Genomic DNA, 16,195 nt, shown 5'->3' with positions numbered 1-16,195 from the left:
CATATCCAATCCCTCATTTCTATTTTATTATTTAAAATATTTATATTATTTCTTCTACTTATAGTATATCATAATGTTCATAGATATCAATATATATTCCAAAAAATATCGATAAAATCATCATTTTTTATAAAAAAAGATTGTAATAAAACTAATTACAATCTTAATTATCTAAATCGTTTTAAAATTGCATATAAGGGCTTATATGCAATTAAACATAAACAAAAATTACCAATGCAGTGAATTACATCAAACAAGATTCCTGATACCCAATAAGTAAATGCATACGATGGCGAAATCAAAATATACGCTAATGAAAACAACATCCCAAAAAACAAGCCATAAAAACCTAAAACCACTGCCCAGGAAATACTATCATCAATACGAATAAAATTTTTTAACCACCTTACTACAAAATAAAGAATTGGCCAAACATAGATATAACTCCACCACCATAAACCAAAGCCCCATTGGACTCCTTCTAAAATAATAAAAACAGCGATTATTTTTAATGTCATTTTATCAAATACTAATGTATAAACCAAAACCAACAATGAAACTAGTTCAATATTCGGCAGAAAACTAAAAGCAACTTGTACGATGTACAATAAAGCCGCTAAAATAGCAATAGTTACCAGTTCTTTAGTTTTCATCTAATAGCCCTGTTTTAATTCTAAAGTATAAGTCTTGCCATCTTCTAATACTAAAGCATCAGCACCTTGAGTAGCACTTTTACCATCAACTGATATACTCCACCAGTACTGAGCCGAAGGATCATCTGCCATATTTTTAACTCCGTGAATATACATACCATACTCACTATCTTCATAGTCAGTAACTATATTTTCTTCTTTTAATAAATCACCTAAATATTCGATATTAGTTTTATAGTTTTCTTTTTCATTAAAATCATCACGCTTAGAAATAATTTCTACTGTAACTTCCTTAACATCACTATTGCCTCTTTGATAAAAATAAAATCCAATTCCACTAAAAACAACAATAGCTACTAATAACGCTACTAATATTTTTACTCTATTTTTCATATACTCTCCTTACCCGATTATTAAACAATTTTAATTACATTATCATCAATTGATAAAACAATTCTTTGACCTGGATATACATCTACTATTTCATTAGACTTCAAATTAATTATTTTTTCTAAAAATTTCAAATCACCAGTAAGTACCTGTTTTTCACTATCCAAATATTCATCATCTAATGGAATGTTTAAAGAAATATAATAACTGACATCAATTGATAACATCTCTTTTAAATAAGCAATTGTTTCTTCATCATAATAACTTTGCCATTTTAATAAACTATCATTAGTATAATTTGCCTTTTTTAAAGCATAACAGCTCCAGCCTATCGATTTATTATTTTCAGTTAATCGCTCAAATCTTTCTTTTGATCCTAACAAAATACTCATACAATCATGGACCTTGATTACAACCAAAGGAATGCTACGAGTCTTTAAAGCCGTCAATGCCCCACCACAAACACCATATAATATTATAATCTTATCAAATTCATTTTCATCACTACGATCTATTTCTAATTGAATCGCTTTAGCTAATTTTTTAGGTTGATTATGTTGTGAAATTTCTAAAAAGGTAAATACATATTGTTCCTTGTCAAATGTCAAATATTCAATATACGGCTGAAAAATCGCACAGGAAATAACTTTATATTTCAAAAATATAAACCATCAATTAAATAATCATCAAAATCTGGATATTCAGCCAAATTAATATTTTTACAAGCATCTACAATATGATCTAATCTTTTTAAATCCTGATGACGTAACAAGGTATAGGCGCCACTTAAAGCACTATTATTAACACACTCAACATTAACCCCTGGTGGTAATATTTTTAACTCTACTAAATCTTTAACCTGAAGATGGCTGCCAAAGCCTCCAGAAATATAAATTTGATCAACATTGCCATTTTCATCTAATAATGCTTTTACACCAGCTTGAATCGCTGCTTTAGCTAATTGGAAGGTTTGAATATCTTTTTGAGTAATATAAATATTAGGAGCTATATTAAATTGTTTTTTAGAATTTTTAAACCTTCCTAGCTCATCAATTATATCATTACGTTTTAAACTTGCAAACAATGATATTAAGCCACTGCCACAAATACATTTAGCAGCCTTATTATCAATAGTAAGATAAGTTACTTTATTATCTTTTATCGTAACCTCACTAATAGCACCAGGAATACTGGGACCACCACAAGTAATCCCTACTCCTTCAAAAGCTGGACCAGCAGCTGAAGAAGTTGCCAACATGCCATCTTTATTACCAACAACAATTTCACCATTAGTACCTAAATCAATAAGCATTTTCAAATTATTTTCTTTATCAATATTTAAAGCTAAAATCCCGGCAACAATATCACCACCAACAAAAGGTCCAATATGAGGAAATGTATATACTAAAAACTGCTGGTTAATATTTTTGAAAATTTGTTTTGATGAAATAATCTGGGTCTTTTTTATCGGAATCTTAAAGGGAACATGTCCTAGACTAGAAACATCACAGTTTAAAAAAAGATTTGTCATCACTGTATTACCACAAACTATCATCCGTTTAATTTTTATATCGGCTTTTTCAATGAGCGCTGCTTCTATTTTTGAAAGTAAGATATCTGTTAATTGCTTTTGATTTTTTTTACTAAATTCAATCCGAGAAATCACATCACTACCATAAGCTACTTGGGGATTTTTAAAAGCACTAGTGGCAATTATTTTACCTGTCTTTAAATCAACCCAGCACATAACAACTGTTGTTGTCCCAATATCAGTAATTAAACCATAACCATCTTCAATAATATTATCATTATTTCTTAAATACATCTTCGTTAAAATACTCATATCAGATTGCCAGATTTGATATTTAATTGACTCTTGATATTCATGTAGACAAGCTAATCTAATTCCCATTGCGATTTCATGAGGCGTTAATATTTTTTTCTCTAATGGGGTAACTGGAAAATTTTCATTTAAAACTTTTATTTTGCATTTACCGCATTTTTGATGACCGTTACAAGAACCTTGTAATAACTGTCCTTTTTCTTGAATTACATCTAATATTGTTTTCATTTTTGATAATACTCTTGAGCCGTTTTCATAAAGGCATCAATATTTTCCCATTTAGCAAAAGGTGGAATATCACAGCCAGAAGAAATAACAAAATTATCAACATCACCAACAGCTTCTAATAAAGCATTAGTAGCCGCTATTACATCTTCTTTACTAGCATCTTTTAAACTAACCGGATCAATATTTCCCATTACCATAACATCTTTAGGCATTAGTTTTAACATTTGTTCAATTGAAATGGCATTGCCAAAATGATAAAGGCGACAGCCAGTTGATAAAATCGTATCTACCATTTTTAAAGTATTATTACCACAATTATGATAAGCAACAAGGAAACTATCATCATCTAAAACTGAAACAATTTCTTTAACATAGCGACTAGAAAATTCATCACATAAATTAGGTGATAAAATACCAGCTAACGGTTCTGCTATGAATACCCCATCGATACCTAGATCTTTATAAGCTTGAAGATAATTGATTAAAAACTCAGTTGCCTTTTTTAATACTAGATGTACCATTTCTGGTTCATCATAACAACAAATCATCGCTTCACTAACTCCTAATAATCTTCCGGCTAGGGAAAAAGGACCAATGCATCCGGCAAATACTGGACAATCTTTAATTTCCTGTTTAGCTTTTTTCATTGCATCAAGATATATTTGGGTTCTTTTAGTACCTACCTTAGGTACTTTTAAATTTATTACATCTTCTTCACTTTTTATAATACTACCAACAACCGTTGGTACTTCATCTTCACTAAAACGAATATTAGCACCAAAAGCTTCAGCTTCAACTGATAAATCCATGAATCCCATGATAGCTAAAGGATGACAACGTTGATTAATTAATTTTAGGGCTTCACTTTGTAAATTACTATCACTAATTAATTTTTCAACTGATGTATTTAATAATTGAATCGCTGGAAATGTCAAAACCGGCATTGCTCGTTTATTCTTCTTTATTCTAATTTGTTTTAACCATTCATCCATCATAATTCTCCTTTAACCTATCTAGGTACTCTATACTTATTTAAAACCTTTTCAAATTCCTCACGATCTTCTTCATTACCTTCACAAATAAACGCTAACCCTTTTGTTCTCTGCAATAAATTAACGATATGATCAATAAAACGCAACTCATCTTTATTATAACAATTTATTTGTAATAACAATCCCGCATCATGAACCTTATGATAAATTTCACTCCACTGCTTATCATCTATTGGTTTAGAGCCAGCTCCATTGATCCATTGAATACCTGCAAAACCACATTCAATAATTCGATCTAAATGTCTAACCGCTCCAGGACCATCTAAATGATAGAAAGAACGTTCAATCAAATCAACTTCTTTTTTTAAAGTATCAGTAACAAACTCATCGAATTGAGCTGGTCCAATCATACAACAAAAATCACATTGTGAAATAAAGTATGGTTTTTGCGACAACAAAGATATCCATCCTGAATATCCTAATCCTTTTTGTTTAGAAATCTGTTCAATATAGTTTTTATATGCAAACTCATAAGCGTTATAAATCTCATCATTTAATCTAGTAACTTCATCAGGATCATCATATAAATCCAATAACGAATTATTAGCACCACGCATTGATTCAACAATATCCATCATACCGCCTAGATTCGGAATTCCAAAAGCAATATCATCTTTAAATTCTTCCTGGAATGCTTTTATTAAATCCATTCCTCTTTGATATAACCAATTATTTTCATCTAAGCAAGGTCGAATATCCTGAAGTTCTTTACCTTTCATTTCTTCAAACCAGATTGTTCCTCTTTCTTCATCAATATGATAGCTTTGACCTAGCATTGCCCCAAGAATTCCAGTAGAACGCATGTAAAAATTAGGAAAAGCATCCCCTAAATAAAGATTAGATTCATAAACAGCTCGGTAGCTTTTAGCCACTTCACTTGCGGGACAAGTATTATCATAAACCATTTTTAAAAGCTGACCACGACTAGCTACATTTTCAGTATTTTTCTTTTTTAAAGTAACCTGGATAATTGGTCTTTCTAATTTATGATCCCACCAGTCTTCAAAATCATTAATTAACTGTTGTTTCTTTTCTTTCGTTAACATGCTCTTCCCTCCAAAATAGATGCTGCTACATCAGCTGCACTAGCTGCATCATCAGTATAATAATCAGCTCCAATTTCATCACAGAATTCTTGATTAACCGGTGCCCCACCAATCATCACTTTAACATCTAAATTTTCCGCTTTAACTAAATCAACTACTCTTTTCATTTCAGGCATCGTTGTTGTAAGCAAAGCACTACAACAAATAATATCAGCATGATTCTTTTTAGCTTCATCAATAAATGTTTCAGCACTAATATCAGTACCTAAATCAATAACATCGATTCCTTTACCTTCCATCATGATTCTAACTAAGTTTTTTCCAATATCATGCAAATCGCCTTTTACCGTTCCAAGTACGGCAGTTCCTTTACTAATGTTACTGGAATCTTGTAAATATGGTTTTAAAACTTCAACCCCTTTATTCATCGCTCTAGCAGCAACTAAAACTTCTGGGACAAAAATTTCTTCCCGTTTAAATTTATCACCGATGATTGCCATTTCCGCAAGCAAAGCATCATTTAAAATTACATTAGCTTCAATTCCTTCATCTAAAGCTTCCTGTACTAAAGTAACAACATTTTTAGCCCGTCCTTGTTGCATAAGTTCCTTAATTTCTGATAATTTGTCCATCTTTTTACCTCCAATCCATTAAGTTTTTGTCTTTAATTTATACCTACTTATAATATAACGCTATCATTTATAATTGTCTAGACAATTTCTGAAATAGAAATAAAAAGCTAGATTAAAAATCTAACTTTCCCCACAATATACAAACTGATCTCCTGGATAAGAATTAATACCATAATAATATATTTTATCACTACTATCCTTAGCAATAATTTTTAATTGTAGAATTGGACTATTAATCGGTATTTGTAACAATGACGACGTTTTTTTATTTGCGACCTTAGCTTCTACTATAATTTGATTAGAAAGTTCTTGTTGTTTTATTAAAAAATGTTTTTCAATGACATTTTCAAAACTTTGATAACACTCTTCCTTTTTTACCATTGTAAAATATTTAAGTGGTAAATAAATTTTTTCATAGACAATTGGCTGTCCATCTCCTAATTGTACTCTTTTAACCCTTATTATTTTTTCTTGTTCAAGATTAAAATATTCTTTAGCAATATAATTATCATCAATAACTTTTACTTCTAACACTTTAACTGTTAACTGCTTAAAGATTTTATGCAGTTGTTCATCTTTACTAACAGAAATTTGATTCATTGACCGACTCATTTTCTTTTTAGCTAAAAACAAACCACTACTGCGTTTACGAATCAATACCCCATCCTGGATCAAATCATCAAAAGCTCTTCGAACCGTCATTCTAGAAACGTTAAATAATTCTGTAAATTCTTTTTCAGAGGGCAACATAACATCCTCTTTAAATTTTCCATTATCAATCTGCTCTAAAATATATTTTTTTATTTCTGGATATTTAGCTGCCATACTACCTTCTCCCTTTTTATAAGCTACTTCTATCTTAAAAAAAAATTACTAATATGTAAATAACAAAAACTATTTCTAATAATAAAAAAAGTACCACTATTATATGGTACTAATTTAATATCCTAGCCAAATAATTCAACTAAAACTTTTTCTAAGCCATTATTTTGAATGGTATCACAGACTAAATCACTTACTTCTTTTAACTCTGGTACAGCATTGCCCATCGCTACTCCAGTACCGACTAACTGAATCATTTCTAAATCGTTTAGCCCATCACCAAAAGCATAACTATCTTGATGATTTAAATTTAAGTGTTCTAAAACTTTTTGTACTCCAGTTGCTTTTGATATTACATTAGAATATATTTCAAAAGCATTTTCAGTTCCATGTTTATCATAATTGAAATCATCTTTAATAATATCTTCAATTTCATCCATTTTATCCACCGGAACATTAACTTCAATTTTCAAACATTGATCAATTACATCATCTTTATTAAAATCAGTAATCAAATAATCTTCGTTAATATCACAGCTAATAAAAAATTCTTCTAATACTTTAAATTCCGGATTCAAATAAGAACCACGACTAGTTTCGATAATATATTCATAACCCTTTTCATCTAAATGTTTTATTAAATTAATAGTTTTTTGTAGATTAGTTGGCTGTTGATAAATAAACTCACCATTTAATTCAACATGTGCCCCATTAGCTAAAACCATCCCATCAAAACCAAAATCAGAAATCGTCTTAGAGATAAAAGCATATGGTCGTCCACTGGCAATAAAAAGTAAATTCCCCTGTTGTTGTAACTCACGCATCTTTCTTTGCAGACCAGCTGGCATTTCTGGAACCCCGGCATGAGTTTCTGTCAATGTTCCATCGATATCAAAAAATAATACTTTTGTCATCTTTCCACCTCATTGTTTTATTTATGACTAAATTATAACAAAGGCATTTTAAACAAATTGCTTTTTACTATTTTGGAAAAATAAAATCCCTTTTAGATAACTAAAAGAGATTTTATCGAAAATTATTTATTAACTAATTTAAATCCACTATAAGATATAAGCATTAATAACATTAACATTAAAACATTACTAGTATCACCAGTTGCAACACTTGAACTACTTGAAAGTTCTGTTTGTTTTGTTACCTTATCTTCTTTAGGAAGTTCTGGTGTAACAGTTTGTTTTTCTAAACCATTATAAGCCTCTAATAATTGCTTATATAGATCATCAATTATAAATTGACTACTAGACCCTAAATTACGATCAATTGCTTTTGCCTGGTTTAAAATATTTTCAAAAGTTTCAACATTGATATATTGATCATAATCACTACTAGCTATTAGTTCATCAGCTTTACTAATCATCTTATCTAAATCAATATAATAACCTGCATCTTCTACATATTCATCATTTAAATCAATACCTTCAATATTAGGATTACCTAGTGATTTATATAATTTACCTAGATCTGTCAATTGGCCAGTTTGTTGATCATATAAAGCTGTTTTACCACCATTTACATCATCGTCATCAAAATTAAACCAGGTATATCTTTCAACATAGTCACGAGCTTCTAGTCCAGCAATTGTTTCTTTTAAATAAGTACTTATCTGCTTATTAGCTTCATCATAATTAGAATTGGCACCATATAAACCACTATTAGCAACACCAAATTCACTTACCCAAATTGGTTTATGGTATAACTGATAAAGAGTATCGATTGCTTCTAAAAAAGCCTGAGCCATTCCCTCACCAGCCCAATCATAATAAATATGAACCGGGATAAAATCGATATCATCCATATTAACAGTTTTACCATACTCCTGATACCATTCATTAGTTGGATATGATGTTGCCGGTGACCCAATTCGTAAACCTGTTTCAGTAAATAAATCTTGATAGCTAGCTGCTTGTAAAACAGATAAATTAGCTTGATTAGTTAAATCAGGCTCATTAAAACCAAGAATTGTTGTATAGTTAGCTACCTGATCACTTTCTAGCCAGGAGAGGCTATTTTCATCCCAAATCATTGGCACAAATTCTTTAGAACCAGTAACGTTAGTTGAAGGAGTATAACTCCAGTTGTAATACCAGCTTTCTTGCATATAAGCAACTGGAGTATTAACTGCCTTATCATCAATATTTAGTCCTTTTTTACAAATCTGGAACTTACGGATATTAGAACTAAATTCATGATTATCTTTAGTAACGGCAACTACTTGTAATTGATAATAATCAGTCTTAGTTAGATATACACTAGTTTTTAAAATATCTTTTCCATCAGCAAAAACAACATTAACTTTTTGACCATCAATATAAATATCATAATGATCTATTACAATATCATCAACTGCAAATTGATTGAAAGCTACATCAATATTACCAGCCGGTTTTAATTCCTTAGCTTCCGGGGTAATTATCGCTGATGTTTTCCAGCTATCAAAGCGATTATTATTTTCTTGAGCCATTATTTTAACTGGCATCAATGAAATTAACAGACAAACAAGAACTATTAATATCTTTTTAATCTTCATGTTTTCTTTTTACGCAAGTAAAAGCGACTGAGGATAATAGAGCTGTTGTGGCAAATAAGGTAACTAAGCTATCATCTCCTGTTTTTACTGCTTTTTTAGTATCATGTTTTGCTGGTGTTTTAACGGTATCAGTATTTGAATCTTGATTTTCGTTATCACCAGTATTAGTATCATCACTTATTAATACTAGTTTATTATAAGCATCTGTTAATGCTTGATATGCTTTATCTATATCTTCTTGTAAAGCTTCACTATCATTTAATACTTTTTTAGCTTCTTCCATTGCACTAGCAAAAGCTTTCCAGCTATCTTTTGTATAGTTAGCTTCTTTTAATGTTTGATAGTTATCATAAATTTCTTGTAGTTTAGTTTTATCACCAGCTACTTGAAGATTTTCAATAGTTGTTTTAAAGTTATTTAATACTTCATTAAATTCACTATTTGAAGCTTCATATTTTAAATAATCCTTTGATAATACGCGTTCAACTTCTTGTAAAGCTGCGCTAAATTCATTCCAGCTACCTTCAGTATAATTACCTTGAGTTAAATCTTTATATTGATCATAAAGCGCCTGCATAGAAGCAACATCTAAACCATCTTCACCAAATTGACGAACATTAGTAATTGTTTCAACGCCAAGATACTTACCTTTTTGTTCATCACTGCCATCAGTTGCTTTACCAACAACAGCAGTACCATTTTGATAACTGATCAAGAATTTTCGAGACCATCCTTCACCAGTTAAGCCAGTTTCATTATCTTTACCACTGCTGACACCATCACCAACACCATTAATAATTGTATTAATTCTTTGTAATGCGCCATCATCTTTAGCAAATGTTTGTAAACAAGCATTTTCAACTAAAACATTTTCACTATTTGGTACTTCAATTGCATTATCTAATTGAATCTGTACTTTAGAAGAGTCATAATCTTCACCAGTATAAATAAAGACATTATAAATACCTAAACCAACAGCATAGTGACTTTTAACATTATTTGCAACTTTATATGATGAATATCCATTTACAGTACCATTATGAGACATCCATTCTTCTTGTGAGATTGGATCATATGCTGTTTCATTTTGATAGAAATATGTTGCCCCGTTTTCACCGTTCCATAATGTGTTATACTTTTGGAAATGTTCATTGAACAATGCATAACAAGTAACATTATCACCATTAACAATCAAACCATGATCAGATTCGTTACCATACCATTCAACACCAGCACCGTGGTCAGCACGCCAAATCCAGAAATGATCACATAAAACATTATTAGCATTAATTTCTAAAGCATTATCAGCTTTTGTAAGAGTATCAGTTGTTCCTCCTACTCTAAAGAATAAATCTTGTAATACAATTGGATTATCTTCGTTGTTATTAGAATTCTTTTCAGTTCCTACTTTTAATAAATATTTACTATGTTCACCCGCATCAAAAATTAAGCCAGCAACTTTAACTCCAGTAACATCATCATCAATAATCATCGCTGCTTCTTCATTTGCAGGAATGATTGATGCCATTCCAGTTCCTAATAAAATAGTATTATCTTCATTTACTAAGATTGGTTCTTGGGCATAATATGTTCCTGGTGTAAAATAAATATTTTTACCAGCGGCAATTTGTTCATTTATTGTAGCAGCCAAATCATCAGGGGTTGCGATATAGAATTCGCTTAAAGGAATACTTTTTCCTTCACCCATATCATCTTCTGACCAGCTTACACCATTAGTATTTTCTCTAACAGCTGGGACAAAAACTTGATATTCACCATTATCATCAATATATAAGAATGGTTTTTCACTAATTTTTGGAGTTGTTTCGATATTTGTAAATACTTGTTGATTACCACTAGCATCACCAATATTCCAGTTAGAATATCCATTTCCATTAACCAGACTATTACCAGTGTCTTCGTTTGGTAAATTATCAGAAATAACCCCTTGATAGAAGTTATTTAAAGTTGTACCAAAGGCATTACCATTAATAACACTATTTCTAGTATAGAACTGTTGACCAGAATGAGTTCCAGCATCACCTTCAAAATAGCTATCAGCTACATAACCTCCACTAGCCCAGCCATAATTCCAATCATATGATACATTACGAGATGAATAAACACGTCTTAATGGTGCAGCTTGTGCTACAGCCCAGTTAAATTCATCAGCGCGCCAAGAACCATATTGGGCTTTTCCTTGTTCATTTCCAGTATTAATAATTGAAACATTTTCCATTGAACGCCAGAAATTACAAGTTGCATTATTGTCTGTTAAATACGCTGGAATCGCAACGTTATTTAACTTAACATCATAAGGTGTTTTTCCTAAACCATTAAATGAAGTATAGAAACCTAAATACATACAGCTAGTTTCTGTATAATCTCCTGGTTTAAAATATACTTGATATTGATCTGCTTTAAATTGCGCATCAGCATTAGCATCATGTTGTTGTTCAAACAAAGCTAATAAGATACTGTCAATTTGAGCTGTATCATCAGTTTGAGCAAAAATAATTGTATGATCACCGAATAAATTTGTTTCTAATGAAACAAATCTTGATACATCAGAATATTCAGCTTCATCACCAATTTGGTCATTATTACCATTATTGATTGCTACAACGCGATAATAATTTTCATATTTATTACCTGTTAACGCTACTTCAATTGAAGTACCATCTTTAACAAGACCATTTTCGACATCAGTATATGTTCCATAAGCACTAGGAGCCCATTGTAATTTATAATGAGTCGCATTTTCAGCTTTATCCCAGCTGATCTTTACTTTGTTATTACCTATTTCATCAAGTTTTACATTTGTAGGTGTAGCTGGTTTATCACCAACTCGAGTTTTAGCACTTACTTCATTACTGTATGTACTAACACTTTTATCACCATTGATAACTAATAATTTATAACTATATTCATTTCCTGGATTTAATCCAGTAACTGTATAAGAACTTTCGTTTGTTAAATCTGCGATTTTACTATAAAACTCATCACTTGGTCCTTTTTGATATAATTCAATTTGTGTATAAATACATACTGGATTAGTCCATGATAAGTCTAATGTAGTTTGGGTTCTGGTACTACTATCAATTTTTAAATCTGTTATCATTTCAGGAAAAACTTCACTATGAATAACAAATTTTTCTCTATCAGTTAAATTAGTAGTAGTTTTATCACATAATGCTAATTCTTCATTTTCATTTACAGTAATGTATTCATGAGTATATGAACTTCTTAAATATACTTGTCCATTTCCAGCCGGTTCAACGACAATTGATTCCCAGCCACCTGGATTGGCTTCTTTAGCAACTATAGCACTTACTGCCCCATCTACCCAATTAGCTGAGATAATTGTCATATTAGGTTTGCTTTTAGATTTAAAAGCAACAGTATCTATCGCTCCAGAAACATCTTCCATAATATAATTATCATTAGTTGTATATGCAGGCATAAATTTTTCATCATCAGTAATATTATTTATATCACCGGTTACTTTTACTGGTTGTAGGTTTTCTTGCCCATTAAAACTTACCAGTTTATTTGTTTCTACATTTTGAATCGATACATATTCATCAATAACTGAAACTTCTTCAAAAACAAATACTTCGGCTTGATCAGCAGCAACTTTATCTAAACGACCATTTTCACCTAGTCCTAAATATACGCCACTGTAACTTTTTAACTTGTACCCGTTTTCAACCGGTTCAATCGTAAATTTATGATCATTGCTTACATTAGTATCATAGTTGAAAACAAATGAAATTCCATTACCCAAAGTATTTTCACACTTTAATAAAGCTCCATTATTTCCAACTGAAGCAAAGGCATATTGACTATCACCTTGATTGGTAATTTTAAAAGCAACCTTACCTTTTGCTTTACTATTAACTACATCACCATCAACATAAACAGCTCCAGCATCACTCCAGGTTACTTCCCTTACTTGAACTGCTTTATTTGTGGTTGTTGAAATTATCGCATATGTTTTTTCAGTATCAAACTCTGGCAATGATAAAGTTTTAGCTTCTACTGGCATCACAGTAAAAGTTGCCATTAACATCATTACCACTAATAACATAGCGGTCACTTTTTTAAAACATTTCTTTACCATAATCATTTTCCTTTCTCTAATTTTAAACACATTATTTGTCATCAATAAAAGTGGCCAGCTTTTATTGTGACATAACTAATCAATACATCAAATCAATGTATTTTTACAAATGTGCTTCTTGATACCTTAAAATTAGCACATTATTACCCATTTTTAAATATTTCCGCGCGTTTCTGTAATGTGTTACATCGTTTGTAACAAAAAACTGATTACTTAAATAATCAGTTTATAAATTACGACTTGTAAATTTTAATGGTAAAGAACGTTTTTTACTATTTTGTAGTTCCCGAGTTACTCGCTCTAAAATATAAAGAACTGGAATCTGTGAAGAAATATTATATGTTTGGGGTAAAATTATATCTTTAACATAATAATTAATACACAAATCACTCATATTTCCTATTGTTGTATCGGGTTTATTAATTATCGAAACAATTTTTGTATTTTGGCGCTGATACATCTTTATTTGATCAATTATTTCTCTAGTTTCACCACTTTCACTTAAAACAATTAACAAATGGCTACTATCACTATTTACTGGCGGTGGCCAATAGGGATCATCAATACCTTGGCTATAATAACCGACATTACTAAAATAACGTGCTCCATATTTGCCAAGCAAGCCACTAGTACCAATTCCTAAAAAAGTTATTGATTGAGCATGATCAACATATTCGACAAATTTAGCAATATTTTCTTTAAAGTCTTCACTTCTAGCATAATTAAAAAATTCTAAAATAACATCTATTTCATCATCAATATCCGGTAATAACAAACCTTCATTAAACAATTTCAATTTTGTTTTAAATTCGACAAACCCCTGACAATCTAATTTTTGACAAAATCTAACTATAGTAGCTGTCGAAACATGAGTTGCCTTAGCTAAATCCCTAACAGACATTTTAATAACCGCTGGAATATTTTTAATTACATATTGATATACACTTGTCTCCGTTGGATTTAAATCAGCAATTTGTTTATACGTAAATAACACATTTTTCACCTACCATATTAATTTTAACATAAACATGAAAAATTTGTCACAAATTAATTTTAAAAAAAGTACAATCAATTACAATATGTAATCAACTGTACTTTTAATAGACTATTAATTATTTTACGTAGTGAGTATTTTCTAACATAACACCGCAACCGTTAGCAACACAGTTTAAAGCATCATCAGCTACAAATACAGGTACTCCTAATTCGTTTTCTAATAGGCGATCAAGTCCTGTTAATAAAGCACCTCCACCAGTTAAGAAAATTCCTCTAGATACGATATCAGCAGCTAATTCAGGTGGTGTTTGTTCAAGAACATGTTTAGTTTCACGAACAATAGTTTGACAAGTTTCACGTAATGCTAATTCAGTTTCATCAGCAGTAATAGTAATAGTATGTGGTAATCCAGTAACTAAATCACGACCTCTTACTTCAAATGTTTCATCGCTGATTCCTTTAATTGCAATACCAATTTGCATTTTGATTTGTTCAGCAGTACGATCACCAATTAATAATTTATATTTATCTTTTACAAATTTGATGATATCTTCATCCATAACGTCACCAGCAATTTTTAATGAACTGCTTGTAACAATATCCCCTAAAGATAATACGGCAATATCAGTAGTTCCTCCACCGATATCGATAACCATATTTCCAGTTGGTTTAGAAATTTCAAGACCTGCTCCAACAGCAGCTACTTTTGGTTCTTCTTCAATAAATACTCGTTTTGCACCACATCTTTCAGCTACATCTTTAATTGCACTTTTTTCAATTGATGTAATGTTTGAAGGGCAACAAATTAAAATAGTTGGTCTTGAAAAGATTCCTTTTAAGTTTAATTTATTTATAAAATGAGTAATTAAGATTTCAGTAATTCTAAAATCAGCAATAACCCCATCTTTTAAGGGACGAATTGCTTTTACTCTACCTGGTGTTTTTCCTAACATATCTTTAGCTTCTTGACCGACAGCTAAAGGTTTTTTTGTTTCTTCATCTATTGCAACTACAGAAGGTTCATTAACAACGATACCTTCACCTTTGACATAAATTAAAATATTTGCTGTACCTAAGTCGATACCAATTTCTTTTGATAATGCCATTATACGTCCTCCTTGTTTTTCTTAACTATTGTACCATGATTTTTTTTATTTACAAGGTAAAAAACCAAATAGCGATAATTTTTTTAATTATCACTATTTGGTTGATTATAACGCTATTTTTGAGACCTCTTGATCAAAATATTTTTCAGGGTTTATAGCCTGGTTATCTTTTTCTAAAATAAAGTGTAAATGATTCTTTAATTCTGATTCATAAACATTTTCACCACTAGTACCAATTTTATCTCCCTGTTTAATTACAGCATCTTTTTCTACCGTAACTTCGCTTAAAGACTGATAAGTAGTTGCAATCCCATTTTCATTAGTAACTGTTACTACCCATCCTAATAACGCATCATTTTCTTTTTTAGTAACTGTTCCTGAACATGCTGCTTTTACTTCAAAAGCTTTGTTATCATTAGCAAAATCGATACCTAAATTAGGACGATACACCCCTTCAAAATATACTAGAGCGTTTTCTAATTCTTCATCACTCAAGCTAGCATCATAAAACTTTTTTACTATTTCAATACCATCATCTACTGGTTTAATCAATTTTTCTGCTGGGGCTTGAGGATCATCATTACTTTCATTTGTTTCTTCCTGGCCTTCATCAACTTTAACAACCGCAGTATCATTATAAGGCTGATATTGATTAACAATTAACTGAACAACACCAACACCAAGTAAAAAAAACAAAACTACAGCTGTAAAAATCAAGACCCGTCGATTACGCTTTATAAAAAGTTTCATTATTTC

Annotated in this window: 14 protein-coding genes; all 14 read right to left on the bottom strand. The window is 30.6% G+C overall.

Annotated elements, in window-relative coordinates:
* Nucleotides 1-167: 167 nt before the first annotated feature.
* The gene (locus B5F09_RS05465) at nt 168-653 is read right to left on the bottom strand and encodes a hypothetical protein (protein ID WP_087372363.1); all 486 of its coding nucleotides are present in this window, start codon (nt 651-653) and stop codon (nt 168-170) included.
* Entirely contained in the window at nt 654-1,046 is a 393-nt protein-coding gene (locus B5F09_RS05460) for a DUF4430 domain-containing protein (RefSeq protein WP_087372360.1), read from the bottom strand. It lies immediately after the preceding gene.
* A gap of 20 nt (nt 1,047-1,066) precedes the next feature.
* Nucleotides 1,067-1,702, bottom strand: coding sequence for a DUF1638 domain-containing protein (locus tag B5F09_RS05455; protein ID WP_158095806.1), 636 nt, complete (start codon nt 1,700-1,702; stop codon nt 1,067-1,069).
* Nucleotides 1,699-3,114 (bottom strand): ASKHA domain-containing protein, encoded by a 1,416-nt coding sequence (locus B5F09_RS05450; RefSeq protein WP_087372354.1) that lies wholly within the window; start codon nt 3,112-3,114, stop codon nt 1,699-1,701. Before B5F09_RS05450 ends, B5F09_RS05455 begins: the two co-directional genes overlap by 4 nt.
* Nucleotides 3,111-4,106, bottom strand: a complete 996-nt coding sequence (locus B5F09_RS05445) for a uroporphyrinogen decarboxylase family protein (protein WP_239404259.1) — start codon at nt 4,104-4,106, stop codon at nt 3,111-3,113. The genes B5F09_RS05450 and B5F09_RS05445 overlap by 4 nt, the downstream gene beginning before the upstream one ends.
* 17 nt (nt 4,107-4,123) lie before the next feature.
* On the bottom strand, nt 4,124-5,212 hold the full coding sequence (locus B5F09_RS05440; protein WP_087372349.1) for a hypothetical protein: 1,089 nt from the start codon (nt 5,210-5,212) through the stop codon (nt 4,124-4,126).
* Entirely contained in the window at nt 5,206-5,844 is a 639-nt protein-coding gene (locus tag B5F09_RS05435; RefSeq protein WP_087372346.1) for a corrinoid protein, read from the bottom strand. Before B5F09_RS05435 ends, B5F09_RS05440 begins: the two co-directional genes overlap by 7 nt.
* 120 nt (nt 5,845-5,964) lie before the next feature.
* The gene (locus tag B5F09_RS05430) at nt 5,965-6,669 is read right to left on the bottom strand and encodes a GntR family transcriptional regulator (protein WP_087372344.1); all 705 of its coding nucleotides are present in this window, start codon (nt 6,667-6,669) and stop codon (nt 5,965-5,967) included.
* A 122-nt stretch (nt 6,670-6,791) separates the two neighbouring features.
* A complete protein-coding gene (locus B5F09_RS05425) occupies nt 6,792-7,580 on the bottom strand; it encodes a Cof-type HAD-IIB family hydrolase (RefSeq protein WP_087372341.1) in 789 nt (262 codons plus the stop codon).
* Nucleotides 7,581-7,702: 122 nt separating this feature from the next.
* Entirely contained in the window at nt 7,703-9,214 is a 1,512-nt protein-coding gene (locus tag B5F09_RS05420; protein ID WP_087372338.1) for a glycosyl hydrolase, read from the bottom strand.
* Nucleotides 9,204-13,337 carry a fibronectin type III domain-containing protein gene (locus B5F09_RS05415; protein WP_087372335.1) on the bottom strand — a complete coding sequence of 1,378 codons (4,134 nt, stop codon included), beginning with the start codon at nt 13,335-13,337 and terminating at the stop codon, nt 9,204-9,206. The genes B5F09_RS05420 and B5F09_RS05415 overlap by 11 nt, the downstream gene beginning before the upstream one ends.
* Nucleotides 13,338-13,563: 226 nt before the next feature.
* On the bottom strand, nt 13,564-14,331 hold the full coding sequence (locus tag B5F09_RS05410) for a MurR/RpiR family transcriptional regulator (RefSeq protein WP_087372332.1): 768 nt from the start codon (nt 14,329-14,331) through the stop codon (nt 13,564-13,566).
* 118 nt (nt 14,332-14,449) lie between these two features.
* Nucleotides 14,450-15,439: a rod shape-determining protein gene (locus B5F09_RS05405; protein WP_087301665.1), complete on the bottom strand. Its 990-nt coding sequence runs from the start codon at nt 15,437-15,439 to the stop codon at nt 14,450-14,452.
* Nucleotides 15,440-15,544: 105 nt separating this feature from the next.
* A complete protein-coding gene (locus tag B5F09_RS05400) occupies nt 15,545-16,189 on the bottom strand; it encodes a M23 family metallopeptidase (protein WP_087301667.1) in 645 nt (214 codons plus the stop codon).
* Nucleotides 16,190-16,195: the final 6 nt, after the last annotated feature.

The sequence above is a fragment of the Erysipelatoclostridium sp. An173 genome (assembly GCF_002160495.1).
Taxonomy (GTDB): domain Bacteria; phylum Bacillota_I; class Bacilli_A; order Erysipelotrichales; family Coprobacillaceae; genus Thomasclavelia; species Thomasclavelia merdavium.
This window is presented reverse-complemented; position numbering and strand designations above follow the sequence as displayed.